The sequence below is a fragment of the Gordonia sp. PDNC005 genome (assembly GCF_016919385.1).
Taxonomy (GTDB): domain Bacteria; phylum Actinomycetota; class Actinomycetes; order Mycobacteriales; family Mycobacteriaceae; genus Gordonia.
Genome location: NZ_CP070351.1, coordinates 1,092,772 through 1,113,724, shown reverse-complemented (window position 1 = coordinate 1,113,724; position 20,953 = coordinate 1,092,772). Strand labels below are relative to the sequence as shown.

Sequence of the window (20,953 nt, the reverse complement as noted above, 5' to 3'; positions counted from 1 at the left end):
GCCATGAGACTGTACGTCGCGTACCTCGCCACGGACGGCGGCGCCGACGCCGTCGCCCTCGGCGTCCGGCTCGCTCGCACGTTGTCCGCCCGGCTCGACATCGGGATGGTCCTGCCGCCCGACCGATCCGCGGCACTCCACTCCGGTGACTTCGAGGACGTCCTGACCTCGCAGGCCACCGATTGGCTCACCGAAGCAACGGCGGAGCTCCCAGACGACGTCGAGATCAGCACACACATCGCGTTCCACGATTCGGCCGCCGAGGGCATCATCGCCGAAGCGCAGCGGCTCGATGCGGAGGCGATCGTCGTCGGCGGCAGCGGCGGCGGCATCGTCGGCGGCCACACTCTCGGTTCGGTCGTCACCGAGTTGGTCCACTCCGCCCCGCTACCCGTTGTCCTCGCGCCGCGTGGGTTGCGCCGATCGAAGGTCACCCGCGTTCGAGAGATCACCTGCGCTCTGGGTACCAGGGTCGGAGCCGACGCACTGTTCGACACCGCGGTCGCCGCGAGTCAGCGGGCGCAGGTTCCCCTTCGAGTGGTCTCGCTCGTCGCCCTCGATCGGGCCGCGAGTTATCGCGGTTCGCCCGAGGGAGCGCTGGCCGACGCCACCCGTCACGCCCACGAACGGCTTGATGAAGCTCGCAGTCACCTGCCTGCCGATGCGACCGTCACCTGGGACGTCGTCGACGGGCCGACCGTCGAAGAGGCAGTCAACAAACTCGAGTGGAACGACGGTGACCTCATCATGGTCGGTTCCAGCCGTCTCGCCGCACCGCGTCGGTTGTTCCTCGGATCGACGGCGGCCAAGATGCTGCGCGTCCTGCAGGTTCCGATGGTCGTCACCCCCGCCGACTGATCTCGGCCGTTTCACCTCCCCCACAATCTCTGGAGTCAGAAGAACACCATGTCGCACTACCGCCTTCCCCAGGTCCGCTCGCTCGTCACGGCGATGCCCGGCCCCCGCTCGGCCGAGCTCGCCGCTCGACGCGCCCGTGCCGTGGCCGCAGGCGTCGGCTCGTCGGTCCCCGTCTACGCGGCTGACGCCGACGGCGGCGTGATCGTCGACGTCGACGGCAACTCGTTGATCGATTTCGGGTCGGGCATCGCCGTGACCAGCGTCGGCGCCTCGGAGCCCGCCGTCGCGGCCGCCGTGGCCGCACAGGCCGAGCACTTCACCCACACGTGCTTCATGGTCACCCCGTACGAGGGATACGTCGCCGTCGCCGAAAGGCTCGCCGAGCTCACCCCTGGCGACCACGAGAAGAAGTCGGTGTTGTTCAATTCGGGCGCAGAGGCCGTGGAGAACGCGGTCAAGGCTGCTCGTCTGGCCACCGGCAGGCAGGCCGTCGTCGCGTTCGACCACGCCTACCACGGGCGTACCAATCTGACGATGGCCCTGACCGCGAAGTCGATGCCGTACAAGACGAACTTCGGTCCGTTCGCTCCCGAGGTGTACCGGATGCCGATGTCGTACCCGTACCGGGACCCGCAGGGCATGACCGGCGCGGAGGCCGCCGAGCGGGCGATAACCCAGATCGACAAGCAGATCGGGGCGGACTCGGTCGCCGCGATCATCATCGAGCCGATTCAGGGCGAGGGCGGTTTCATCGTCCCGGCGCCCGGCTTCCTCCCTGCGCTCGCCCAGTGGGCGCGTGAGAAGGGCATCGTGTTCATCGCCGACGAAGTCCAGACCGGATTCGCTCGCACCGGTTCGTGGTTCGCGTGCGATGACGAGGGTGTTGTCCCCGACATGATCACTATGGCCAAGGGCATCGCCGGCGGCATGCCGCTCTCCGCCGTCACCGGTCGCGCGGACCTTCTCGACAAGGTCCACCCGGGTGGACTGGGCGGCACATACGGCGGCAACCCCGTCGCGTGTGCGGCGGCACTCGCGGCGATCGACGTCATGGAGAAGGAGGACCTCTCGGCCCGCGCCCGCGCTATCGCCGACCAGGTGATCCCCCGATTGAAGGCACTGGCCGAGGAGACCGGCGTCATCGGCGACGTCCGCGGACGTGGGGCGATGCTGGCCGTCGAACTGGTCAAGAAGGGCACTGACACCCCCGATCCCGACCTCACGAAGACGGTGGCCGCCGCCGCACTCGCAGAGGGAGTCGTCACTCTGACCTGCGGCACGTACGGCAATGTGTTCCGGCTGCTGCCGCCGCTCTCGATCTCCGACGAACTGCTCGACGACGGCCTGACCGTCCTCGAGCACGCCGTCCGCACCGCGGCCGCAGGAGCCGCGTCGTGATCCGCACCGATCTCCCCGCGAACGCGTCGGCTCTGATCGATTCGGTTCCCACCGGAATCTGGATCGACGGAGCGGCCCGGCCCGCATCGGGATCGGCGGAGTTCGAGGTCCGGAATCCCGCGACCGGCGACGTGCTCACGACGATCGCGGACGCAACCGTCGCGGACGCCGACGCCGCACTCACCTCGGCCACCGCCGCCGCGAAGGCGTGGGCCGCGACAGCTCCGCGCGAACGGTCGATGATCCTGCGGCGCGCGTGGGAACTGGTCATCGAGCGCACCGAGGATTTTGCGCTCCTGATGACCATCGAGATGGGCAAGACTCTGGCCGAGAGCCGTGGCGAGGTCGCATACGGCGCCGAGTTCCTGCGCTGGTTCTCCGAAGAGGCAGTTCGCGTCGGCGGGCGCACCGCTACCGCCCCATCCGGTAACGGACGGATCCTGATCACCAAGGAGCCCGTCGGGCCGTGTCTGGCGATCACCCCGTGGAACTTCCCACTCGCTATGGGCACCCGAAAGATCGGTCCCGCACTGGCCGCAGGATGCACGGTCATCGTGAAGCCGGCCGAGGACACACCGCTCACCACGATGCTGCTGGCACAGGTATTCGCCGACGCAGGCCTTCCCTCGGGTGTGCTGTCGGTACTGCCCACCATGGACGCCCCCAACGTCGTCGCGGCGCTGATGAGTGATCCGCGCCTGCGGAAGGTGTCGTTCACCGGTTCCACCGGAGTCGGCAAGAAGCTGATCGCACAGTCGGCCGACCAGGTCCTGCGCACATCCATGGAACTCGGCGGCAACGCACCGTTCATCGTGTTCGACGACGCCGACATCAGTGCGGCCGTCGACGGCGCGATGGCGGCGAAGATGCGCAACGGCGGCGAGGCGTGCACAGCTGCCAACCGACTACTGGTGCACAACAGCGTCCGCGAGCAGTTCACTGCGGCGCTCACCGAGCGGATAGCGGCCACCACTGTGGGAGCAGGCTACGTCGAGGGAACAGCTCTCGGTCCTCTCATCAACGCCCGCCAGCGCGATTCCGTGGCGGACCTCGTCGGGGAGGCCGTCGAGTCCGGCGCCCGAGTCCGCACCGGCGGTGCGGCGGTCGAAGGACCCGGGTATTTCTTCGAACCGACAGTCATCGATGAGGTCCCCGCCGGTCAACGGATCCTCAGCGAGGAGATCTTCGGCCCCGTCGCGGTCATCACCGGCTTCGACAGCGAGGACGAGGCGATCGCGTCGGCCAACAACACCGAGTACGGCCTCGCCGCCTACTTCTACACACAGAGCCTCGACCGGATGCTGCGGGTGTCGTCAGCACTCGAAGCGGGAATGGTCGGTGTCAACCGCGGCGTCATCTCCGATCCCGCCGCTCCGTTCGGCGGTGTCAAACAGTCGGGCCTCGGCAGCGAGGGCGGCAGCGAAGGCATCAACGAGTACCTGAACACCAAGTACATCGCGCTCACCCCGTAACACCTCCCATCCCAGTCCCGAGGAGTCACCGATGGCTACACCAGCAGAGTCGGCCGCACCGCAGATATCGAACAAGGGCCTCGCCGCGAACAAGGTCGGCGTCCTCTCCGGAGCTGTGCTCGGCGTGTCCACCGTGGCGCCCGGATACACGCTCACCGCGAGCATCGGACTGATCGTCGCGGCGGTCGGCCTCAAGATGCCCGCGATCTTCATCGCCGGTTTCATCCCGATGTTCCTCACCGCGTACGCGTATCGCGAGCTCAACTCGGACACGACTGACGCCGGCGCGTCGTTCACGTGGTCGACGAAGGCATTCGGCCCGTACGTGGGGTGGATGTGCGGTTGGGGAATGGTGCTCGCGACGATCATCGTCCTGTCGAACCTCGCGGCCGTCGGTGTCCAGTTCTTCTACCTGATGCTCGCGAGGCTCTTCGATCACCCGAGCTGGGAGCAGCTGGGGACGTCGAACAAGCCGGTCAACATCCTGACCACGCTTGTTCTCTTGGCGGCGGCCACCTACGTGTCGATGCGCGGCATCACCACGAGTGAGCGCCTTCAGTATTGGCTGGTCGGCTTCCAGATGATCGTGCTCGTCGTGTTCTCGGTGATCGCGTTCGCGAAGGCGGGCGGCCATGTGGGACACCTGGACTTCAGCTGGTCATGGTTCAACCCGTTCGGTGGGCTGGGAAGTCTGTCGATCGCGTCGTTTGCACTCGGACTCACGGGCTCGATCTTCGCATTCTGGGGCTGGGACACCTGTCTGACCCTCGGCGAGGAGTCGAAGGACTCCAAACGAACTCCCGGTCGCGCCGGACTGCTCTGCGTGTTGACGATTCTCGGCACCTACCTCATGGTCGCGCTCGCGACCATGATGTACGCAGGCGTCGGCGACACTGGACTGGGACTGGGCAACGAGGACATCAGCGACAACGTGTTCGGTGCACTCGCCGAACCGGTTATGGGCCGCTGGGGCGGCATGTTCCTGTTCCTCGCGATCCTCGCGTCCGCTGTCGCGAGTCTGCAGACGACGTTCCTCCCCGTCGCCCGCACGATGCTCGCGATGGGCAGCTACCGAGCGTTTCCCGCGAAATTCGCCGAGATCAGCCCCCGATTCCTCTCCCCGGCGTTCGCCGCGATCGTCGCCGGAGTCGTGACCGCGGTCTTCTACACGGCCGTCACTCTGCTGTCGGAGAAGACTCTCGGCGACACGATCGCCGCACTCGGCATCATGATCTGCTGGTACTACGGCATCACCGCGTTCGCATGCGTCTGGTACTTCCGCAGCTCGTTGTTCGACAATGTCCACAACCTGATCTTCCGGTTCCTCTTCCCACTGCTCGGCGGCGTCTCGCTGCTTCTGGTGTTCGTCGTATCGGTCCGCGAGAGCCTCGACCCCGAGAACGGCAGCGGCGCCCAGATATTCGGTATCGGCCTCGTCTTCTACATCGGCTTCGGCCTACTCGTCCTCGGCGCGATCCTCATGGTCGTCATGCGCATCACCTCGCCTGCGTTCTTCGTCGGCGAGACACTCAAACGCGGCACACCCGAACCTTCGAAGGAACTCCTCTGATGCAGGTCATCACATCCCTCACTCCCCCGACCTCACTCGCCCGCGTCGACGAGCCGACACGCGCTCCTCTGCGGGTCGGTGTGGTCCAGCACCGTTGGCACGAGTCGGACGAGGAGATGCGCGCCGAACTCAACGAAGGAATCGACGCCGCCGCCGCACAGGGCGCACGTGTCGTCTTCCTGCCCGAGTTGACACTGAGTCGCTACCCTGCGTTCGTCCGCGGTGGAGACAACCCCGGCGAGACCGCCGAGGACCTCACCACCGGCCCGACTCTGGCGTTCGCCACGGCGGCGGCAGAACGCAACGGGATCTACGTCCACGCGTCGCTGTACGAGAAGAACTCCTCCTCGGGCGACATCACCTACCACGACGGTCTCGGGTTCAACACCGCAATCCTCGCTGACGCGAACGGCCTCGTGGCTCGCACCCGCAAGCTGCACATCCCCGTGACCGAGGGCTACTACGAGGACACGTACTTCCGCGGCGGCCCCGCAGACGATGAGGCCTACACCGTTCACACGCCCGACGGTCTCAGCGACGCCCGCATCGCGATGCCGACCTGCTGGGATGAGTGGTTCCCGGAAGTCGCACGCATGTACTCGCTGGGCGGCGCCGAGATGATCGTCTACCCGACCGCCATCGGGTCGGAGCCCGGGCACCCCGACTTCGACACCCAACCACTCTGGCAGCAGGTCATCGTCGGCAACGGAATTTCGAACGGCACGTTCATGATCGCTCCGAACCGCTATGGCGACGAGGGCGCCATCACGTTCTACGGCTCGTCGTTCATCTCCGATCCGTACGGCCGCATTCTGGTTCAGGCGCCGCGCGATGCGTCCGCCGTACTCGTCGCCGATCTCGATCTCGATCAGCGACGCGACTGGCTGACTCTGTTTCCGTTCCTGGCCACACGTCGTCCCGACACCTACGGTCGTTTGACAGCTCCGGTCGATCGTTCGGCACCCATCGGTTCCGCGGCGACGGGATCAGCACAGTGACTCTGAACCCCGGACCCTGGCGGATGCCCGCCGAACACGAACGGCACGAACGCACGTGGATGGCGTTCCCTGCACCCGGGTACTCGCTCGGCGACACCGAGGTCGAACACCATGAGGCGAGGACCGCCTGGTCAGCGGTTGCCAACACGATCGTCGACCACGAACCGGTCACCGTCGTCGTCGACCCGACTCAGACGGCGTTCGCGAAGCAGTACTTGTCCGCGGCCGTCGACATCGTCGAGGCGCCTCTCGACGACGCGTGGATGCGCGACATCGGGCCGACGTTCGTCGTCTCTGAAGACGGAGCCGTCGGCGGCGTCGACTGGGTGTTCAACGGGTGGGGTGCACAGGATTGGGCCACGTGGGGCCACGACCAGCACATCGCCCGGACGGTGATCGAGAACGCCGGCGTCGAGCGTATCGGGTCAACGCTCGTCAACGAGGGCGGAGGCGTCCAAGTAGACGGTGCAGGCGCAGTTCTCGTCACAGAGACCGTCCAGCTCGACCCTGGGCGCAACGCTCAGTTGGCCAAAGCCGACGTCGAACACGAACTCGCTCGGACGCTCGGCGTCGACACTGTCATCTGGCTTCCCTGTGGACTCACTCGAGACTCCGAGCAGTACGGCACTCGCGGGCACGTCGACATCGTCGCCGCAATGCCGACGCCGGGCACCGTCATCGTCCACGACCAACGGGATTCGGGACATCCGGACCACCAGGTGTCCCGTCGGGTCCGCGACGTGTTGAGCGGCGCCGTCACGTCGGACGGGTCCCCGTTGACGATCGTGGATGTGCCGGCCCCGCGCGTGCTGACCGACGATGAGGGTTTCGTCGACTACAGCTACATCAACCACTACGTGGCGAATGGGCTCGTGGTGGCGTGCTCATTCGACGACCCGTCCGACGACGAAGCGGTTGAGCTGTTGAGTTCGGTGTATCCCGGCCGCGCCGTGGTCCCCATCGACGCCCGTCCCATCTTTGCGCGTGGCGGCGGCATCCACTGCATCACGCAGAATCAGCCTGCGAGGTAACTGCTGCTCTCGCCCCCTCGTAGTCCGATCACATCGTCGGCGATGATCGCCGCGTACACGACGACTGCGATCGCAGCCAGCTGCGCCCATTCGGTGACGTACACGCCGAGTGCAGTTGTGAGGAGCGCAAGGACCGCCGCCAGCAGCCGCATCCACGGTCGGGGCAGGCCGAGCGTGACCCGGAATGCCGCCTGGCCTACGAGGTAGAGGGCGACGCCTCCTGACAGCGCCGCGGCCGCCGACCAGGTGGCTTGTCGCTCGCCCTGCCCGATCGCCATGCCGAGACCTGCCGCGGCGAAGACGATGCCCAGCAGCATCGGTACGAAGCAGTATCCGTATGCGACTAGCGCTGCGCGCGTCCGATCGGTCATCGGTAGTGCGTCAAGTGCTGCTTCACCGTGTTCGTTGTCGGTTCCGAAGAACGACCACCACATCACGTAGATCACCGTCAGGCCGAGCAGTACCTGAACGAAGAACTGCAGGTTCATCGTCTCTTCTGCGAGACCTGAGCCGACACCGATGACGGATTCACCGATGGCGATGATCAAGACAAGACCGTGGCGCTCGCAGAAGTGCTTCGTCCGCAAGACGAATCCACCCGCCCCGCTGAGCAAGGGCGAGGCCCCGATCACCAGGAGGGCTCCCGCCCACCAGAAGTACGTTGCGTTTCCGTGGACATACCCGCCCACGACGACGCAGATCGCTGCCGTGAGATTGGTCGGCAGTATCCGCATGATCGCCGCCGACGCGTCCTCGCCTCCGCTCACTCGGAACAGGAGAGCGTGGATGAGGGTGACCCCGAGAAATGCCCACCCGAACACAACACCGTGGCCATGCACGGCATCGGGCACCGCGAGGGCAAGCGTGAAGAAGCCGAACATGCCGGCGACGAGCACTGTGCGTCGCGCCGGCGTCGATGGAGCGACTTCGTTGGTCAGCCACACGTAACCCGAGTACATCCACCAGATGATCGCGAACAGCAGGGCGATCGTCCCGGCCGACTTCCACGTCGGATCATGGCCGAACGCATGCGTGAACTGGGTGATAGTGAAAACGAAGACCAGATCGAAGAACAGCTCAAGCGTCGACGCGCCCCGCTGTCCGTCGTCAGTCTGCGTAGTCGTCGCCTGATCGCTCATCTTGAGAACGATAGTGGATGCACCCGCTCATACGGGTGCACAAAGTATTCGAGCCCCTCAACCACAAGGGTTGAGGGGCTCGAATAGAGTTGAGTTCGGCGGTGTCCTACTCTCCCACACTGACTAAAGTGCAGTACCATCGGCGCTGGAGGGCTTAGCTTCCGGGTTCGGAATGGGGCCGGGCGTTTCCCCTCCGCTATAGCCACCGAAACAATATGAAACTATCACCAACCACAAACCTAAACGGTCGTGATCGTGTGTTGTTTCAGAAGTAGATAGTGGATGCGACCATCACAGACATCAAACAAAATGTGTGTGAGTGTTGTTAGTAAGTCCTCGGCCTATTAGTACCAGTCACCTGAACACATTACTATGCTTACAGTTCTGGCCTATCAACCCCATAGTCTGTAGGGGGCCTTACCCACCCCGAAAGGTGGTGAGAAACCTCATCTTGGAACAGGCTTCCCGCTTAGATGCTTTCAGCGGTTATCCCTTCCGAACGTAGCTAACCAGCAGTGCTCCTGGCGGAACAACTGGCACACCAGAGGTTCGTCCGTCCCGGTCCTCTCGTACTAGGGACAGGTTTCCTCAAGTTTCTAATCGCGCGCGGCGGATAGAGACCGAACTGTCTCACGACGTTCTAAACCCAGCTCGCGTGCCGCTTTAATGGGCGAACAGCCCAACCCTTGGGACCTACTCCAGCCCCAGGATGCGACGAGCCGACATCGAGGTGCCAAACCATCCCGTCGATATGGACTCTTGGGGAAGATCAGCCTGTTATCCCCGGGGTACCTTTTATCCGTTGAGCGACACCGCTTCCACTTGCCGGTGCCGGATCACTAGTCCCGACTTTCGTCCCTGCTCGACATGTACGTCTCACAGTCAAGCTCCCTTGTGCACTTACACTCAACACCTGATTGCCATCCAGGCTGAGGGAACCTTTGGGCGCCTCCGTTACATTTTAGGAGGCAACCGCCCCAGTTAAACTACCCACCAGGCACTGTCCCTGAACCCGATCAGGGTCCGAGGTTAGAAGCCCAATACGATCAGAGTGGTATTTCAACAACGACTCCACCAACACTAGCGTGCCAGCTTCACAGTCTCCCACCTATCCTACACAAACCGTACCGAACACCAATACCAAGCTATAGTGAAGGTCCCGGGGTCTTTTCGTCCTGCCGCGCGAAACGAGCATCTTTACTCGTACTGCAATTTCGCCGAGTCTGTGGTTGAGACAGCAGAGAAGTCGTTACGCCATTCGTGCAGGTCGGAACTTACCCGACAAGGAATTTCGCTACCTTAGGATGGTTATAGTTACCACCGCCGTTTACTGGGGCTTAAATTCTCAGCTTCGCGGATTACTCCACTAACCGGTCCTCTTAACCTTCCAGCACCGGGCAGGCGTCAGTCCGTATACATCGTCTTACGACTTCGCACGGACCTGTGTTTTTAGTAAACAGTCGCTTCTCTCTGGTCTCTGCGACCACAACCAGCTCACACCGCAAAGATGATCACCAGCCATGGCCCCCCTTCTCCCGAAGTTACGGGGGTAATTTGCCGAGTTCCTTAACCACAGTTATCTCGATCGCCTTAGTATTCTCTACCTGACCACCTGTGTCGGTTTGGGGTACGGGCCGTGCACCAACTCACTAGAGGCTTTTCTCGGCAGCATAGGATCACTGAATTCACCATAACGGCTACGCATCACCTCTCAGGATCAATGTGACACGGATTTGCCTATGTCACTCCCTACAGGCTTACACCAGTACAACCACTGACTGGCCCAGCTACCTTCCTGCGTCACCCCATCGCTTGACTACTACACCCAAGGTCCCACGCAGCCACACTAAGACAACCCCGAAAGGCTGAAGCAATGCTTTTGGATGGTTAGTACAGATGATTCGCCACTGGGCGCGGATACACGGGTACGGGAATATCAACCCGTTGTCCATCGACTACGCCTGTCGGCCTCGCCTTAGGTCCCGACTCACCCTGGGCGGATTAACCTGGCCCAGGAACCCTTGGTCATTCGGCGGACAAGTTTCTCACTTGTCTTTCGCTACTCATGCCTGCATTCTCACTCCCACACCCTCCACCACTAGATCACTCTGTGGCTTCCACGGATGCAGGACGCTCCCCTACCCACCCACACCACTAGACAACACAAGGTTGCCGATGTACATGTGTGAGTGCCGCGGCTTCGGCGGTGTACTTGAGCCCCGCTACATTGTCGGCGCAGGATCACTTGACCAGTGAGCTATTACGCACTCTTTCAAGGGTGGCTGCTTCTAAGCCAACCTCCTGGTTGTCTTCGCGACCCCACATCCTTTTCCACTTAGTACACGCTTAGGGGCCTTAGCCGGCGATCTGGGCTGTTTCCCTCTCGACTACGAAGCTTATCCCCCGCAGTCTCACTGCCACGCTCTCACTTACCGGCATTCGGAGTTTGGCTGACGTCAGTAACCTTGTAGGGCCCATCGGCCATCCAGTAGCTCTACCTCCAATAAGAAACACGTGACGCTGCACCTAAATGCATTTCGGGGAGAACCAGCTATCACGGAGTTTGATTGGCCTTTCACCCCTACCCACAACTCATCCCCTCCATTTTCAACTGAAGTGGGTTCGGGCCTCCACAAAGTCTTACCTCTGCTTCACCCTGGCCATGGGTAGATCACTCCGCTTCGGGTCTAGACCCAGCGACTCATTCGCCCTATTCAGACTCGCTTTCGCTACGGCTACCCCACACGGGTTAACCTTGCCACTGAGCACTAACTCGCAGGCTCATTCTTCAAAAGGCACGCCATCACCCCACCACAAAGTGGAAGGCTCTGACGGATTGTAAGCGCTCGGTTTCAGGTACTATTTCACTCCCCTCCCGGGGTACTTTTCACCTTTCCCTCACGGTACTAGTCCGCTATCGGTCACCAGAGAGTATTTAGGCTTACCGGGTGGTCCCGGCAGATTCACAGCAGATTCCACGAGCCCGCTGCTACTTGGGAAACACCAAAGCCAGACCACAAGTTTTCGGTTACGGGACTCTCACCCCCTACGGCAGACCATTCCAGGCCACTTCACCTAACCCATGATTTTCTTACTGACCTCACCGCCGGCAGACGATGACATGATGCTCCCACAACCCCACACGCACAACCCCTGCCGGGTATCACATACGCGCGGTTTAGCCCCATCCGCTTTCGCTCGCCACTACTCACGGAATCACTATTGTTTTCTCTTCCTGTGGGTACTGAGATGTTTCACTTCCCCACGTTCCCTCCACACTCCCTATACATTCAGAAGTGGGTAACACGACATAACTCGTGCTGGGTTTCCCCATTCGGACACCCTCGGATCACAGCTCGTTTGACAACTCCCCGAGGACTATCGCGGCCTACCACGTCCTTCATCGGCTCCTGGTACCAAGGCATCCACCGAACGCCCTAAAACACTTACAACAACACCCACAAACACACCACAACAACAACCACCCCACAAAACAGGACAGCCACCACTGTGACACGAATGTGGACATCACAATAGATTCAACATACTTTTTGAAATTGCAATACAATACACCTTGAACGTGTCAAGATGCTCGCATCCACTATCCACTTCTCAAACAACACACACCCACCCACCCCCACACCCCAACACAGAGGCGGAAAGTCAGCGAGCAGCAGAAAAAACAACAACAACCGACAGAAAAAATCCGCCGGCCGGTGTGTTCTCTCAGAACCCCGATAGTGTGCATCTAGCAACCAGACAGTCACCCATCTGATAACCACCAACCACGCCGACCACTCTACGGATCGACCCAGCCATATATACGGTGGCGTCTTGTGTTTCACCCATGAACAAACACCAACCATCATCGCATTCGGATGATGCGTTGGGTGTTGTCTGCTCCTTAGAAAGGAGGTGATCCAGCCGCACCTTCCGGTACGGCTACCTTGTTACGACTTCGTCCCAATCGCCGATCCCACCTTCGACGGCTCCCTCCCCGAGGGGTTAGGCCACCGGCTTCGGGTGTTACCGACTTTCATGACGTGACGGGCGGTGTGTACAAGGCCCGGGAACGTATTCACCGCAGCGTTGCTGATCTGCGATTACTAGCGACTCCGACTTCATGGGGTCGAGTTGCAGACCCCAATCCGAACTGAGACGCGCTTTAAGGGATTCGCTCCACCTCACGGTCTCGCAGCCCTCTGTACGCGCCATTGTAGCATGTGTGAAGCCCTGGACATAAGGGGCATGATGACTTGACGTCATCCCCACCTTCCTCCGAGTTGACCCCGGCAGTCTCCTGCAAGTCCCCACCATTACGTGCTGGCAATACAGGACAAGGGTTGCGCTCGTTGCGGGACTTAACCCAACATCTCACGACACGAGCTGACGACAGCCATGCACCACCTGTACACCAACCACAAGGGGGGCTATATCTCTATAGCTTTCTAGTGTATGTCAAACCCAGGTAAGGTTCTTCGCGTTGCATCGAATTAATCCACATGCTCCGCCGCTTGTGCGGGCCCCCGTCAATTCCTTTGAGTTTTAGCCTTGCGGCCGTACTCCCCAGGCGGGGTACTTAATGCGTTAGCTACGGCACGGAACTCGTGAAATGAGCCCCACACCTAGTACCCACCGTTTACGGCGTGGACTACCAGGGTATCTAATCCTGTTCGCTCCCCACGCTTTCGCTCCTCAGCGTCAGTTACTACCCAGAGACCCGCCTTCGCCACCGGTGTTCCTCCTGATATCTGCGCATTTCACCGCTACACCAGGAATTCCAGTCTCCCCTGTAGTACTCAAGTCTGCCCGTATCGCCTGCACGCCTGCAATTGAGTTGCAGAATTTCACAGACGACGCGACAAACCGCCTACGAGCTCTTTACGCCCAGTAATTCCGGACAACGCTCGCACCCTACGTATTACCGCGGCTGCTGGCACGTAGTTGGCCGGTGCTTCTTCTCTAGGTACCGTCACTTGCGCTTCGTCCCTAGCGAAAGAGGTTTACAACCCGAAGGCCGTCATCCCTCACGCGGCGTCGCTGCATCAGGCTTGCGCCCATTGTGCAATATTCCCCACTGCTGCCTCCCGTAGGAGTCTGGGCCGTGTCTCAGTCCCAGTGTGGCCGATCACCCTCTCAGGTCGGCTACCCGTCGTCGCCTTGGTAGGCCATTACCCCACCAACAAGCTGATAGGCCGCGGGCCCATCCCAAACCGCAAAAGCTTTCCACCAACCACCATGAAGAGGAAGGTCATATCCAGTATTAGACCCAGTTTCCCAGGCTTATCCCAGAGTTTGGGGCAGATCACCCACGTGTTACTCACCCGTTCGCCACTCGAGTACCCCCGAAGGGGCCTTTCCGTTCGACTTGCATGTGTTAAGCACGCCGCCAGCGTTCGTCCTGAGCCAGGATCAAACTCTCCAACAAAAAATGTGAAACAAACACACCCCCAAAAAAGAGTGCGAGATTTCAGCACAAGCCAGAAAGCAAAACCTGACCAAATCCAAAAAACTGACAAAGATTCAATCATAAACAAAACAAAAACAAATTCTTGTCCGTCACAACATCCTCAATGCCACAAAACAAAAATAATGTGGCACAAGAACATCTATCTACACACTATCGAGTTCTCAAAGAACACACACCCACCAGCACCAACCCGCACAAACACAGGCCGAACTCCAGTGAACTCAATTATCCGCCGACCGTTTCGGGCCAACTCTTCCAGTCTAGCCACACGCCGCTCCGCAGTGCAAATCAGCGTGCCGGCCGTGACCGGCCCCACCACCAACACCACCGGAATCTCACGACCCGGCGAAGAAGTTGAAGGGAATTTGTCTTCCGCGGCCTGGCCGCTCGGACTCGACATAAGTTACGCACAACCGCGCCGGATGACAAATCGCCTGGTCAGGCGCTCGCGTTTGGCATCCAGGACGGGACCTGACCTTTCGGGTGATTGAACGACCCGTTCAGGCAGTTCTCGAGCGTCTGGCGCGGTCCTAGCGTCGAGTGCATGACGATCGCCGATCTGCACCACACGTTCACCCTCGATTCGGTCAGCGACGGTGCACTCGTACCCGTGCTCAGCGCTATGGCTGCAGCCGGAGATCTCGACGGACAGAGCGGGTTCGAGGAGGCGATGGTCCGCGTCATCGAAACCTGTGGGGACAGTGCCGCGGACGGATGGCACGCCTTCTACGTCAACTCGCTGGCGGAGTTGCGCGCCGGCGCAGTCGACTTCGCCCGGATCCATCGACGGGCGCTGTCGTTGCTCTCGGGTTCCAGCGTGCTCGAAGTCGGATCGTGCTTCGGACTGTTCGCCCTGCAGTGCGCCCAGGACGGATACGCCGTCGACGCGTGCGATATCTGTCCGGGTGCCGTTGAACGCCTCGCACACGCGTCTGCCCGTCTCAGCCTTCCGCTGACTCCGCGCATCGGCGACGCACGCGCCCTCCCCTACCCCGACAGGTCCGTCGACACTGTGACGCTGATTCATCTCCTGGAGCATCTCGCGCCCGGCGATGTCGCGTCAGCGATTGCTGAAGCTGTTCGCGTCGCCCGCAGACGAGTGGTTATCGCGGTCCCCTTCGAGGACGAACCGTCCGCGCACTTCGGTCATCTGGCGCGCCTCACCGAGGAAGACCTTCTGACGTGGGCGGTCCCGTGGGTCCGATCCGGTGGGCGTGCCTCGGCGTTCACCGACTGCGGCGGCTGGCTTGTTCTCGACGTCGCGCCCGGTTGCGATGCCTGATCAGATCAGGCCCCGTTTACTGGCGACATAAACAGCATCGGTCCGCCGGCTCACTCCGAGCTTCCGGATGACATTGCGGATGTGGAACTTGACGGTCGATTCAGAGATGTAGAGCGCCGCACCGATCTGTCCGTTCGACTCTCCCTGCGCCAGGTGACGGAGCACCTCGCGTTCGCGGTCGGTGAGTTCCGCCGACGGGTCGTGCCCACCTGCCATCGTGCGAAGCACACTTGTCGCGCTGCGGGGGTCGAACGCGCTGCCGCCGGAGGCGACCGCACGCACTGCCCGGACGAGTTCAGTCGTGTCGACGTCCTTCACCACGTAACCGCGCGCACCGGCGCGGACGGCCCGGACCACAAGGTCGTCGTCGAGGAACGTGGTGAGCACCAGCGTCGCGACGTTCGGATGTCGTCGCGTGACCTCACCGACCAGCCGAAGACCGTCGTAGTCTGCGCCCGCCGTGAGTTTCAGGTCGACCACCACCACGTCCGGTCGGCTTATCGCGACCTCGGCGAGCGCCGAATCGTATGAGTCGGCCTCCCCGACGACGGTGACGTCGTCAGACCGGTCGAGCAGCGCTCGGAGTCCCTCCCGCAGGAGCGCGTGGTCGTCGACGAGAACCGTGCGGATCACTTCTTGATGCGTGGTCACTGACGCTCCTCTGCAGGTGTGGGCACCATCGCGGCGATGCGAACGCCCCCGAGTCTGGATCGCCTGATTGAGAACGACCCGTGGTGTTCGGCGGCGCGGGAAGCCATGTTGACCAGCCCCCGACTGCGCCCCTGCGCGATATCGCCGCGCTCGGCTGACCGGAGGACGGCGCGTAGATCCGCAGGGTCCCCGGCCCCGTCGTCGTCGACTCGCACGCGGACCCCGGCGGAGTTGTAGTCGAGAGTCACGGCCACGCGGGACGGATCGGCGTGCAGCGCCGCGTTGACCAGCGACTCCCCCACGATCCGCAGGACCGAATGCTGAACGTCGCCGGGCAGCTCCCGTACTCGGCCGCGCACCGTCACACTCGTCTCGACCCCGGGCGGCATGTGCAGACTGCACAGTTCATCGAGGGTGTCCGCGATGCTCGACGACGGTTCGCTCGGTTGGGTGAGGGTGAATATCGCGCCACGGAGGTGCTCCATCGCATCCCGGCTCAGACGGACGGCCTTCTCCAGATGATCGGCGCCGGCGGGGCTCACCTCGTCGCGGCACAACTCCATCTGAAGTCCCGCCGAGAGAACTGTCTGCCCGACAGAGTCGTGAAGCTCGCGGGCGATCCGGGCGCGTTCTGCGCTGAGCAGCGCGTACCGCTGCACCGCTGACAGTTCGCGTTGCGTCTGCACCAGTTCGTCATTTCGCTCGGCGAGTTCTTCGGCACGTTGCTGTGCCTGCAGGAACAAGGACGAATTGACGAGCGCGACGGTCGCCTGACCGGCGAGGATCCGCAGAACGGTGAGGTCCGAGGGGTCGCTGCGGCGGGCGTCGCTCGTCCAGGCTGACAGCCCGCCGACCACAGCGCCGTCGAGTTCGATCGGCACGTGCACGTGGTGATCGTCGACGATCGGGCCGTGCAGCACGGTGACCTCTCCTCGGAGCACATCGTTGAGCCGATTCAGCACGGGGTCGGGAAGTCCGGTCGGCGGGGTGGCTATCGTGACTCCCTCGAAGGCGAGGATCTCGCCGTCTCCGTTTGCGATCAGGTGCCGCGGCGCCGTCCCCGACAACTGTCCGTCGGCGAGCGCGAACAGCACCCACGCCGCGTCGAGATGAGTTCGCACGGTCTCCACAACGGCGACCAGCAGTGTCTCCGGTCCTGCCGCGGTCTGAACGAGTGCCTTCGAGATGCCTTCGAGCGCCATCATGACGCGGTTGAGACTCGCCTCGCTGCCACGATACTGCGCGTAGTGACCGCCCTTGACGGTGCGCAGCCCGACGAGCGAGGCCAGATCGGGGTCGATGGGCGAGCTCACAGCGCCTGCCGGTACAGGTCGGCGATCTCCGCCTCTTCCGGGCGGCGGGGGTTGGTGATCATGCACGAATCGGCGAGCGCGTTCCTCGTGAGGAGGCTAACGTCGACGGCCTCCACTCCAAGCGGCGCGAGGGTGTCGGGCATCCCGACGCGCGCACCGAGTCGAGCCACGGCGTCGGCGAGACGGTCGGCGACCACTCGAGGATCGCCACTGGTGGAGAGGCCGACGGCATCGGAGAGGCGGACGAAGTCGTCGGCGCAGACGAGCGCGTTGTAACGGATGACGTGAGGGAGCAGGACGGCGTTGATCGTTCCGTGCGGTGCGTCGCAGTGTCCACCGACCGGGTGACTCATGGCGTGAGTGGCACCGAGAATCGCGTTGGTGAACGCCATCCCCGCACGCAGCGACGCCAGCGCCATCTCCTCGCCCGCCACCGGATCGCTTCGGTCGTCGACGAGCCGTTCGAGATTGGCCCACACTCCGGTCAGCGATTCGAGGGCCAAGGCGTCGGTGAGACTGCCGTGTGCGAGTGACACGTACGCCTCGATGCAGTGAGTGAGAGTGTCCATTCCGGCCTGCGCGGTCACCTCGGGCGGCGCAGTGGTGAGCATCGTGGGATCGATCACCGTCACGTTCGGCACCAGAGTCCGCCCGATGATGGTCACCTTGGTGCGCCGCTCGGGGTTGTTGACGATGCAGAACTGCGAGACGTCGGCACCGCTCCCTGCGGTCGTCGGCGCCACCACGAGAGGCGGCAGCGGTCGTCGCGCCTTGTCGATGCCCTCGTACTCGAGGATCAGTCCACCGTTCGACGCGAGGACGGCGACTCCTTTCGCGGCGTCGATCACCGATCCGCCGCCGAGCGCGACTATGCCGTCCGCGGCGTGTCCCTGGTACGCGGTGAACCCCTCGGCGATCTCCTGGGCCCTGGGGTTCGGCGACACCCCGAGGTACGACCCTGGTTCGAGTCCCTGTCGGCGAAGATCAACGAGGAGCCGCTCGTACCATGGGGTCTGCTCGATCTTCCGGTCGGACACGATCAGCGGCCGCCGGATCCCGAGCCCAGCGGCCGCTATGGCCGCCTCGGGAAACGCTCCCCGACCGAGCACGATCTCGGGCGTGTGGAACTTGGCCACCGTGGCGGCACGCCGACGCCCGAATTCGCCGACGCTGGTCACCGGCCGCCCACCTCCTTCTGCTGACTCACGACGCTACCGTCCTCATCCGAGGGCGGCGCCGAGTTCGTTACACCGAGTCAGGATCTCGGCGCCGTCACGAGCGCTGACAACGCCCGCGCAGCACTCCTCGTAGTCGTTCAGGGCACAACCGGTCTGGCCCCAGTAGCGGGACGGCTCGGGAGTCAGCCACGCCACCCGGTGTGATCGTCTCGCCAGTTCGGCGAACAGGTCGACGCGGGGATCGAAGGCATTGCTTCGGGCGTCTCCCACCACCAGGACGCTGGTGCGCCGCGACACCAGGTCGCCGAACACGTCGAGCGTCTCCGTCCAGACTCTCCCGTAGTCGCTGGTCGCTGCCAGGTCGAGTCCGTCGGCGGCGAGCACCTCGGCGAGTGCGTCGTCGGCCGACGCCGACCGGAGGGCCGACGTCACCAGGACCGGTCGATCGACGAAGGCGATCACCTCGCACCTGTCACCGAATCTGTGCAAGGTCTGCGCCAACCGCAGAATGAAGCCCGCGACGGGACGCACAGACAGCGACACGTCGACCATCACCAACAGGCGGACCGGGCCCGCCACCACACGTCGACGCCAGAGTTCCACTGGCACTCCGTCGGTGGTGACCGCGGACCGCATGGTTGCACGCATGTCGAGCCGACCGCGGTCCGTGAGGCGTGGAACACGTCGCGGCGCACCACGCATGCGCTGTACCAGCCGATGACAGGCGCGGTCGATGTCGGCCTGGTCCCGATGGACCCGCGCCGTCTGATCTGCCGCCGCTCCGACGCGTGCATCACTCGTCGCTTCCAGGCGGTCGGACAAAGCGGCGACGAATCTCGACAAGGCCTCCTGCAGCGACTCGCGTTGTCGCTGATTGAGCACCGCGTCGTCGACGCCCTCGGCCTGGTACGCCGCTCTGCCGTCGCTTGCACCGAGCGCACGGAGCAGACCGGCCGCATCTGCCAGCGACAGTGATCCGCTCTCCACTCTGGCGCCGGTCCCGACGAGCTCACCGGCGTCGGCGGCGGAGGCGTGATCCACGTCGATCGTGTACGTCGCGCCGCTGCCCACCGTCGACGACTCGGTGGCTACTTGAAGCTCCTCGGTGCCGGACGACACGGAGAAGTCGTCGTCCTCGCGATGTGAGCTCTCGCCGGTCCGCTCCCGGGCGTCCGGATCGTCGATCATCAGCGCACCGATCTCCTCGGTGTGCTCGTCGGCGCCGATCATGCGCCCGGCGCCGACGAAGTCCTCGTCCCAGTCAACGTCATCGGGGAGATCGTTCGCGACGCTCCTCATCACCGCCCGGTTCGTGTCCGACCCCAGGGGCTCGCCGAGATCGAAGTAGACGTCGAAGGCGATCTCGAACAACGGCCGCTCGTGCGCATACTTCACGCTCACCGAGCGCAACGCACAGCGGAGGCGCTCGAGATCCGAGGCGCCGACGAATGCCATCACTCGCCGGACCTCGATCACCTCCGCGGGCGACGCGGGGATCCCGACATGGCGCAGCACCCTTCCGAAGGCGACCGCCAACTCGTCGAGGACACCCGGTGTCAGCGCTGCGGTCATCCCCGGGCTCCGACCCCCACGCGGGACCGACTCGCGCCGAAAGCCGCCTCTGTCGACGTGCCCACCGCCCGGCTCGACGTGCGCGCGGTCGCCGACAGGCTGCGTCGGACCTGGTCCAGGTCGGTGCCGAACTTGACAAGCAAGGACATCAGCGCGCCGTCAGCGCTCGTGTCGGCCTCACCGTCGGCACCGGCCAACAGGGCCGACGCCCGTGCCGCGTCGATCACTTCCGCGATCGAGGGGCTCTTGCGCAGCGGCAGTTCACGGAGACGTCGCGCGAGGTCGACGACGTCGCTGACGATCTCAGCAGGTACCTCCGGCGCTCGCACCGCGACGATCTGCTGTTCGCGTTCCGCCGTCGGGTACTCCACTTGGAAGTGCAGACACCGCCGTTTGAGGGCAGGCGACAACTCGCGGGTGTCGTTGGACGTCAGGATCACCCACGGTTCCGATCGCGAGGTGAACGTTCCGAGTTCGGGCACCGTCACCTGACGTTCGGCGAGCACCTCCAGCATCACCGCTTCGACCGCCTCGTCCGTCCTGTCGATCTCGTCGACGAGCAGGACAGTCGGCGACGGTGACAGGATCGCAGCCAACAGCGGCCGCGGCACCAGGAACTCCTCGGTGTAGACACCGACGTCGGTCCGGGCCAGCGCGGCGGACGCAGCCGCCAGCGTCTTGTGCGTCGACAGTTCGGCGCTGATGCGGTCGCGGAGCATCTGCACGTGCAGGAGTTGGCGGGCGTAGTCCCACTCGTACAGGGATCGAGAGTCGTCGAGCCCCTCGTAACACTGCAGCCGAATCAGCTCCCGACCGGATGCTGCGGCGAGGGCCTTGGCGAGTTCGGTCTTGCCCACCCCGGCGGGCCCCTCCAGGAGGAGGGGCCGACCGAGGAGGGTCGCCAAGTGCAACACCACCGCGAGGTCGGGTTGGATCAGGTATCCCTGCCCGGCAAGCGCATCGGTAAGGTCGTCGGCGGTCTCGAAACCGTCGACGGGACCGGCGTCCACGTTGATCATCG

The 20,953-nt window shown here is 63.2% G+C and carries 13 protein-coding genes and 3 rRNA genes; 7 read left to right on the top strand and 9 right to left on the bottom strand.

Going from position 1 to position 20,953, the window contains the following annotated elements:
* The first annotated feature begins 3 nt into the window (after positions 1-3).
* Genes JVX90_RS05235 through JVX90_RS05210 form a run of 6 tightly spaced genes read left to right on the top strand, consistent with a single transcriptional unit; the run spans position 4 to position 7,327 of the window.
* The gene (locus tag JVX90_RS05235; protein ID WP_205331364.1) at positions 4-858 is read left to right on the top strand and encodes a universal stress protein; all 855 of its coding nucleotides are present in this window, start codon (positions 4-6) and stop codon (positions 856-858) included.
* A 48-nt stretch (positions 859-906) separates the two neighbouring features.
* Entirely contained in the window at positions 907-2,256 is a 1,350-nt protein-coding gene (gene gabT, locus JVX90_RS05230; RefSeq protein ID WP_205331363.1) for a 4-aminobutyrate--2-oxoglutarate transaminase, read from the top strand.
* The gene (locus JVX90_RS05225) at positions 2,253-3,728 is read left to right on the top strand and encodes an NAD-dependent succinate-semialdehyde dehydrogenase (RefSeq protein WP_205331362.1); all 1,476 of its coding nucleotides are present in this window, start codon (positions 2,253-2,255) and stop codon (positions 3,726-3,728) included. Before gabT ends, JVX90_RS05225 begins: the two co-directional genes overlap by 4 nt.
* Before the next feature lie 31 nt (positions 3,729-3,759).
* The gene (locus JVX90_RS05220; protein WP_205331361.1) at positions 3,760-5,298 is read left to right on the top strand and encodes an APC family permease; all 1,539 of its coding nucleotides are present in this window, start codon (positions 3,760-3,762) and stop codon (positions 5,296-5,298) included.
* The gene (locus JVX90_RS05215; protein WP_205331360.1) at positions 5,298-6,296 is read left to right on the top strand and encodes a nitrilase-related carbon-nitrogen hydrolase; all 999 of its coding nucleotides are present in this window, start codon (positions 5,298-5,300) and stop codon (positions 6,294-6,296) included. Before JVX90_RS05220 ends, JVX90_RS05215 begins: the two co-directional genes overlap by 1 nt.
* 23 nt (positions 6,297-6,319) lie before the next feature.
* Positions 6,320-7,327, top strand: a complete 1,008-nt coding sequence (locus tag JVX90_RS05210) for an agmatine deiminase family protein (RefSeq protein WP_205332285.1) — start codon at positions 6,320-6,322, stop codon at positions 7,325-7,327.
* Here the strand turns inward: JVX90_RS05210 and JVX90_RS05205 are convergent.
* The 4 genes from JVX90_RS05205 to JVX90_RS05190 form a co-directional block, all read right to left on the bottom strand.
* Positions 7,312-8,466, bottom strand: coding sequence for a low temperature requirement protein A (locus tag JVX90_RS05205; RefSeq protein ID WP_205331359.1), 1,155 nt, complete (start codon positions 8,464-8,466; stop codon positions 7,312-7,314). The two genes, JVX90_RS05210 and JVX90_RS05205, sit on opposite strands and share 16 nt — an antisense overlap.
* A gap of 93 nt (positions 8,467-8,559) precedes the next feature.
* Positions 8,560-8,676, bottom strand: a 5S ribosomal RNA gene (gene rrf / locus JVX90_RS05200).
* 114 nt (positions 8,677-8,790) lie between these two features.
* Positions 8,791-11,918: ribosomal RNA gene (locus tag JVX90_RS05195) — 23S ribosomal RNA — on the bottom strand.
* 456 nt (positions 11,919-12,374) lie between these two features.
* A 16S ribosomal RNA gene (locus JVX90_RS05190) occupies positions 12,375-13,894 on the bottom strand.
* Together the 16S, 23S and 5S rRNA genes form the textbook arrangement of a ribosomal RNA operon.
* Before the next feature lie 586 nt (positions 13,895-14,480).
* Between JVX90_RS05190 and mftM the strand changes: the two genes are divergently transcribed.
* Positions 14,481-15,218 (top strand): mycofactocin oligosaccharide methyltransferase MftM, encoded by a 738-nt coding sequence (mftM, locus tag JVX90_RS05185; RefSeq protein ID WP_205331358.1) that lies wholly within the window; start codon positions 14,481-14,483, stop codon positions 15,216-15,218.
* Here mftM and JVX90_RS05180 read toward each other — a convergent pair whose 3' ends face one another.
* The 5 genes from JVX90_RS05180 to JVX90_RS05160 are packed head-to-tail and all read right to left on the bottom strand — an operon-like array spanning position 15,219 to position 20,951.
* Positions 15,219-15,869 (bottom strand): response regulator transcription factor, encoded by a 651-nt coding sequence (locus JVX90_RS05180; RefSeq protein WP_205331357.1) that lies wholly within the window; start codon positions 15,867-15,869, stop codon positions 15,219-15,221.
* The gene (locus JVX90_RS05175) at positions 15,866-17,182 is read right to left on the bottom strand and encodes a GAF domain-containing sensor histidine kinase (protein WP_205331356.1); all 1,317 of its coding nucleotides are present in this window, start codon (positions 17,180-17,182) and stop codon (positions 15,866-15,868) included. The genes JVX90_RS05180 and JVX90_RS05175 overlap by 4 nt, the downstream gene beginning before the upstream one ends.
* A complete protein-coding gene (locus tag JVX90_RS05170) occupies positions 17,179-18,360 on the bottom strand; it encodes an iron-containing alcohol dehydrogenase (protein ID WP_205331355.1) in 1,182 nt (393 codons plus the stop codon). The genes JVX90_RS05175 and JVX90_RS05170 overlap by 4 nt, the downstream gene beginning before the upstream one ends.
* A gap of 42 nt (positions 18,361-18,402) precedes the next feature.
* On the bottom strand, positions 18,403-19,932 hold the full coding sequence (locus JVX90_RS05165) for a VWA domain-containing protein (protein ID WP_205331354.1): 1,530 nt from the start codon (positions 19,930-19,932) through the stop codon (positions 18,403-18,405).
* Entirely contained in the window at positions 19,929-20,951 is a 1,023-nt protein-coding gene (locus tag JVX90_RS05160; protein ID WP_205331353.1) for a MoxR family ATPase, read from the bottom strand. The genes JVX90_RS05165 and JVX90_RS05160 overlap by 4 nt, the downstream gene beginning before the upstream one ends.
* Between the last annotated feature and the right edge of the window lie 2 nt (positions 20,952-20,953).

Excerpts from the sequence above, each read along its gene's own strand:
- JVX90_RS05235 (WP_205331364.1), top strand. The coding sequence starts at position 4 with ATGAGACTGTACGTCGCGTACCTCGCCACGGACGGCGGCGCCGACGCC.
- gabT (WP_205331363.1), top strand. The coding sequence starts at position 907 with ATGTCGCACTACCGCCTTCCCCAGGTCCGCTCGCTCGTCACGGCGATG.
- JVX90_RS05220 (WP_205331361.1), top strand. The coding sequence starts at position 3,760 with ATGGCTACACCAGCAGAGTCGGCCGCACCGCAGATATCGAACAAGGGC.
- JVX90_RS05215 (WP_205331360.1), top strand. The coding sequence starts at position 5,298 with ATGCAGGTCATCACATCCCTCACTCCCCCGACCTCACTCGCCCGCGTC.
- JVX90_RS05210 (WP_205332285.1), top strand. The coding sequence starts at position 6,320 with ATGCCCGCCGAACACGAACGGCACGAACGCACGTGGATGGCGTTCCCT.
- JVX90_RS05205 (WP_205331359.1), bottom strand. The coding sequence starts at position 8,466 with ATGAGCGATCAGGCGACGACTACGCAGACTGACGACGGACAGCGGGGC.
- mftM (WP_205331358.1), top strand. The coding sequence starts at position 14,481 with ATGACGATCGCCGATCTGCACCACACGTTCACCCTCGATTCGGTCAGC.
- JVX90_RS05165 (WP_205331354.1), bottom strand. The coding sequence starts at position 19,932 with ATGACCGCAGCGCTGACACCGGGTGTCCTCGACGAGTTGGCGGTCGCC.
- JVX90_RS05160 (WP_205331353.1), bottom strand. The coding sequence starts at position 20,951 with ATGATCAACGTGGACGCCGGTCCCGTCGACGGTTTCGAGACCGCCGAC.